Origin of the sequence: Pantoea sp. ME81 (genome assembly GCF_903970985.1) — a bacterium.
GTDB classification, from domain to species: domain Bacteria; phylum Pseudomonadota; class Gammaproteobacteria; order Enterobacterales; family Enterobacteriaceae; genus Pantoea; species Pantoea communis.
This window is the reverse complement of sequence record NZ_CAJCKS010000256.1, coordinates 1-5104: the sequence shown is the minus strand read 5'-3', so window position 1 is coordinate 5104 and position 5104 is coordinate 1. Positions and strand designations below refer to the sequence as shown.

General features: G+C 54.3%; 6 protein-coding genes and 1 tRNA gene. 3 read left to right on the top strand and 4 right to left on the bottom strand.

Annotation, left to right across the window (positions count from 1 at the left end):
* The 3 genes from H7A81_RS25565 to ccmA all read right to left on the bottom strand — a co-directional run.
* A partial coding sequence (locus H7A81_RS25565; RefSeq protein WP_255479051.1) for a heme ABC transporter permease occupies window positions 1–758 on the bottom strand: 758 nt, incomplete at its 3' end.
* Window positions 759–814: 56 nt separating this feature from the next.
* On the bottom strand, window positions 815–1474 hold the full coding sequence (gene ccmB / locus H7A81_RS25560) for a heme exporter protein CcmB (protein ID WP_038649973.1): 660 nt from the start codon (window positions 1472–1474) through the stop codon (window positions 815–817).
* A complete protein-coding gene (gene ccmA / locus H7A81_RS25555; RefSeq protein ID WP_034825191.1) occupies window positions 1474–2088 on the bottom strand; it encodes a cytochrome c biogenesis heme-transporting ATPase CcmA in 615 nt (204 codons plus the stop codon). The genes ccmB and ccmA overlap by 1 nt, the downstream gene beginning before the upstream one ends.
* Before the next feature lie 244 nt (window positions 2089–2332).
* Here ccmA and H7A81_RS25550 point away from each other — a divergent pair, with 244 nt between their 5' ends.
* The 3 genes from H7A81_RS25550 (at window position 2333) to H7A81_RS25540 (ending at window position 4750) form a co-directional block, all read left to right on the top strand.
* Window positions 2333–3253, top strand: a complete 921-nt coding sequence (locus H7A81_RS25550; protein WP_182059136.1) for a formate/nitrite transporter family protein — start codon at window positions 2333–2335, stop codon at window positions 3251–3253.
* 86 nt (window positions 3254–3339) lie between these two features.
* Window positions 3340–3414 (top strand) — tRNA-Arg (locus H7A81_RS25545).
* A gap of 163 nt (window positions 3415–3577) precedes the next feature.
* A complete protein-coding gene (locus H7A81_RS25540) occupies window positions 3578–4750 on the top strand; it encodes a tyrosine-type recombinase/integrase (protein ID WP_182059135.1) in 1173 nt (390 codons plus the stop codon).
* Window positions 4751–4754: 4 nt separating this feature from the next.
* On the opposite strand, the gene H7A81_RS25535 is transcribed toward H7A81_RS25540, so the two are convergent.
* Window positions 4755–5104, bottom strand: a 350-nt coding sequence (locus H7A81_RS25535) for a hypothetical protein (protein WP_255479050.1), incomplete at its 5' end; no start/stop codon positions are given.

Here is a 5104-nt window from a genome sequence, read left to right as displayed (position 1 = left end):
GCCACCAGCGCCAGCGTCACGGCAACCACCCAGACTGAAGGATTTTGCCAAGCCAGCCAGTCAGGGGTTTCCAGCTCCGCCGCCAGCGCTGACATACTATCAAAGGCCGGTAACGCAATGCGCGGAAGATAACCGAGAATGGCCCAACGCAGCGGCGTCCGCATACTCGGCGCAATTGCCTGCTGCAAAATGCCTGACGATCCCTGATGCAGGGTGTTCCACCACTGTACCGAGAAGTGGATGATGGGCAAGTTAACCACGCCCACCAGAATCAGAATGCCTGCGGCACGACCGGCGGTGCGACGATCCTCAAACGAGTGATAGAGCGCAATCACGCCCATATAGATGAACAGCAGCACCAGTTCCGAGGTTAGGCGCGCATCCCAAATCCACCAGGTGCCCCACATCGGTTTGCCCCAGGCGGAACCGGTGACCAGCGCGATAAAAGTAAATACTGCGCCAATCGGCGCCATCGCTGCGGAGACCAGATCCGCCATCTTCATCTGCCACACCAGACCGATGAACGCGGCAATCGCCATTGAGGCGTAAACCCCCATGGACCACATCGCCGCAGGCACGTGAATGTACATAATTCGGAAGCTGTTGCCCTGCTGATAATCGGCCGGTGCAAAGCCGAAGCCCCACACCCAACCAAGCAGCAGCGTTGCCACGCCAAGCACGGCGAACCACGGAATTAAGCGACCGCATAGCTGGTAAAGCCGCTCAGGCTTCGCCCACTGGTGTAACCATTTCCACATTTGCATAGCTCACAATAAAAAGAATTCGGATACCGGCTGCTCTGGGGCAGCACGGATTAATGCAGACTAATGCGCAAAGCCGCAGCAGTAGCAAACGGCGAAAGTGTTGCGCTCACTGCCAGCATCGCGCCAAGAATTGCCAGATAACCTCCGATCGGCAATCCCTGACCGGCGGCATCGATGGCCGCACTGGCAAAGATCAGAACAGGTATCGACAACGGCAATACCAGTAAACTTAGAAGTACGCCGCCACGCCGCAGCCCAACGGTCAAACCGGTGCCAATCGCACCAAGAAAACTCAAAGTTGGCGTGCCGAGTAAAAGCGTCAGCGCCATCGCGCGCCAGCCAGCAAAATCCAGTGACAGGAGTAGTGCCGCCAGCGGCGACAGTAAAATCAGTGGCAAGCCCGTAATCAGCCAGTGAGCAATCACTTTTCCCAGCACCGTGACGGGCAACGGTGTCGGTAGCAAAAGTAGTTGCTCCAGCGAACCATCCAGAAAATCATCACGGAACAGTCGTTCAAGCGCCAGCAGTGAGGCTAACAATGCCGCAACCCACGCCACGCCTGGCGCAATGCGCGCCAGTTGCTGAGGATCCGGCCCGATACCTAACGGAAACAGCGTGATAACAATCAGGAAAAACCACAGCGGGTTAATCACCTCGGCACCGCTGCGAAATGCAATTTTCAACTCACGCTGAATCACGCGACCTAACATCAAGCCCACTCCGAGATGAGGCGGATTTTGCGCACGCGTTCACTCTCATCAGGCAAATCCTGATGGGTAGTCAAAATCACTGCGCCTCCGTTATCGGCATGTTCAGCGAAACGCGCCATTAATTTTTCCACGCCGCCTTTATCGATGGCCGTGAGCGGTTCATCCAGGATCCAGATCTTTGCCGGGCTGAGCCACAGGCGAGCCAGGGCTACACGCCGTTGCTGCCCTGCGGACAACTGCGCAACCGGCACCTCTTCATATCCCAGCAAGTTCACCTGCTCCAGCGCGTCGAAAATCACTTCTTCATCACGATCGCCGTGCCAGAAATGCAGGTTTTCCAGAGGTGAGAGTACCGACTTCACACCAGGATGATGGCCAAGATAGAGCAAGTTTTGATGCCATATTTCGCGCTGCTGACGAATCGGCTGCGATTGCCACATCACCTCGCCCTCTTCTGCCCGGCTTAATCCAGCCAGCAGACGCAGCAGTGAGGTTTTTCCTGCCCCGTTAGGGCCTTCAATTTGCACAATGTCACCCGGTTGCACATGGAAGCTCAGACCATGAAACAGGGTTCGCTCATCACGAACGCATGAGAGATTAATGACTTCGAGCATGAATGAGGGAATCGCAGCTGTGAAATAAGGCGGGGATAATACCACAATGAATCTGTGGGCCGAAGTCTGTGAGGTAGCTCTCACTTCCCCCAAAGGGGGTATTCGTGCGCATCAGATCAAGTAATTGCGCAAAAAATCGCCTCGGTTAAAATCTTGTTACTCTTAAATTGAATCTTCGTAACATTTCGCTCTTGATAAAACCGTCTACGCTTATTACGCGTTGGCATTATCACCAGGGGAAAACATGAAGCAATCACCATCCATTTCAGAACATGACAATGATGTCGAGAGCGACGAAAAGGACCAGGGGCAAGAGATAGAAGTGGATGAAGATGCCCTGCCCTCACGGGCTGCTGCCATTCATGAAGAGATCCGCCAGGATGGAGAGAAAGAGCTAGAGCGCGACGGCATGGCCTTATTATGGTCTGCCGTGGCTGCGGGGCTCTCCATGAGCGCTTCGCTGATGGCCAAAGGGATTTTCCATGTGCATTTGGCAGAGGTGCCTGGCGGTTTCCTGCTGGAGAATCTGGGTTATACCTTCGGCTTTGTCATCGTCATTATGGCGCGCCAGCAACTGTTCACTGAGAACACAGTTACTGCGGTATTACCGGTTATGCACAAACCCACTGGCGGTAATTTCATGCTGTTATTGCGTCTGTGGGTCATAGTGCTGGCAGGAAATTTGATCGGCACGGCGTTAGGTGCGTTAGCCTTTAATCACATGCCGATTTTTGACGATGCGACGCGTCAGGCTTTCACCTCAATCAGCGAAAAAGTGATGGCTAACTCACCGCATGAGATGTTTGCCAATGCCGTGATTTCAGGTTGGATTATCGCCACTATGGTTTGGATGTTCCCTTATGCGGGCGCGGCAAAAATCGTGGTGATTGTGATGATGACCTGGCTGGTCGCCCTCGGCGATCTGGCGCACATTGTGGTGGGTTCAGTAGAGGTGCTGTATCTGGTGTTTGCCGGCACGCTGCCCTGGCAGGAGTTTCTCTGGCCGTTTGCGCTGCCTACGCTGCTGGGGAATATTACCGGCGGTACGTTGATTTTTGCGCTGATCAGTCATGCACAAATTCGCAACGATATGAGTGAAGCGGCGAAGGCCAAAGCGAAGGCGGAACAGAAGCGCAAAGAGAAAGCGCAGAAGAAACAACAGTGATCTGTGGCACGACATTGTTGATAGATTGAGCAAACAGGATTTACACGGTTAAATTCTGCTGGTCGGTACGCTATACTGCGCGCCGCGTCTCCTTAGTTAAATGGATATAACGAGCCCCTCCTAAGGGCTAGTTGCAGGTTCGATTCCTGCAGGGGACACCACATCACCAAGAACCCACCCGCACCGACACGAACAAAACCCCCACAGAATCAGCATTCACACAAAACCATACAGAACCGACACGAATGGAAGCGAATTGACTACGCCAACTTTTTGCGGGCATATTGTGGGCACATCAAAAATTATGACCGGAATTATGCCCACATGCTGACGGTAAAGCAGATCGAAGCCGCCAAACCAAAGGAAAAGTCATATCGCCTGGCAGATGCTGGCGGCCTCTTCCTGTTCATCCCGCCTACCGCAAAAAAGGTCTGGCGGATGCGTTACCGGTTTGAAGGAAAGGAAAAGACGCTGGTCATTGGCCCCTACCCGGAAATATCGCTGACTGAAGCGCGAGCCCGACAATCTGATGCCCGCTTGAAGTTGCTGGCTGGCGTCGACCCGGCAGAGCAGAAGAAGGCTGTGAAGAGGCAGGAGCGACAGATTAACGCCGACAGCTTTGGGGAAATCTTCAACGAGTGGTATGCCCACAAATCGAAGGTCTGGTCACCGGGATATGCAGACGAATTGCGCAGGATGTTTGACGATGACGTGCTGCCGCTTATCGGGCACATGAAGCTGGAAGAAGTGGAGCCGATGGTTCTGCTCAGGGTGATACGCCTTTATGAAGACCGCGGCGCTATGGAGAGGGCTGATAAAGCCAGAAGGAGATGTGGCGAGGTGTTCCGTTATGCGATCGTCACCGGCAGGGCTAAATATAATCCGGCCCCCGACCTCGTTGATGCACTGAAAGGCTACCGCAGGGACAACTACCCTTTCCTTCCCATGAACCGGATACGCGAGTTTCACAGGGCGCTGGAGGGATATGGCGGAAGCGTAATCTCCAAAGTTGCGGCGCAGGTTCTGCATTACACCGCGCTGCGCACCAAAGAACTCCGGTCGATGGTATGGAAAAACGTCGACTTCGAAAACCGGCTGATCACCATCGATGCCTCTGTGATGAAAGGTCGCCGCGTTCACGTAGCGCCAATGTCAGATCAGGTTGTCGACCTTCTGACGTTCCTGAAAAAAATTACCGGGCAATATTCCCTGTGCTTCGCCGGCCGCACTGACCAGACCAAGCCAATCAGTGAAAACACGGTTCTTGGGGTGATTCGTCGCGTGGGGTATGAGGGGCAGACCAGCGGGCACGGATTCCGCCACCAGTTCAGCACGGTCATGAATGAACTCCACTGGAACAGCGATGCCATTGAGGCGCAGCTGGCGCACGTCAATTCGCAGGGTACGCGAGGCATCTACAACCACGCTCAGTACCTGGATAACCGCAGAGAGATGATGCAGCGCTGGGCAGACTGGCTGGATGGCAAAGGGGAGTAATCCCCTATATCGTTGGGCGCCACTTCTCATCCAGCGTCAGCACTTCCACCGTCACCGCGCCTAGCACAATCACATCCTCCAGTTGCTCACCTTCAATCAAACCGTCTTCCGTCATCAGGTGCTTAGGGTACCACTTCCCGAGCATGGGATTGCCTTCCATCTGGAACGCGACCAAATCGCCTGGCCTAACCTTTGCAGCGCCATCAACCAGCATGAAGCCGGTAGCCGTTTCTATGCGGATCGTGTTGCCCGGATTCGGTATGAATATCCGGTTGAGGTTGATGCGCTCTTCAATGTAGTCAGCAGCAGGTGATACGAAGCCCATTAGCGAATTGCCCCCATGTTGCGGAGCGT

Bases quoted from the DNA above. Each gene is read 5' to 3' on its own strand.
- ccmB (WP_038649973.1), bottom strand. From the start codon at position 1,474: ATGTTAGGTCGCGTGATTCAGCGTGAGTTGAAAATTGCATTTCGCAGC.
- H7A81_RS25550 (WP_182059136.1), top strand. From the start codon at position 2,333: ATGAAGCAATCACCATCCATTTCAGAACATGACAATGATGTCGAGAGC.
- ccmA (WP_034825191.1), bottom strand. From the start codon at position 2,088: ATGCTCGAAGTCATTAATCTCTCATGCGTTCGTGATGAGCGAACCCTG.
- H7A81_RS25540 (WP_182059135.1), top strand. From the start codon at position 3,578: ATGCTGACGGTAAAGCAGATCGAAGCCGCCAAACCAAAGGAAAAGTCA.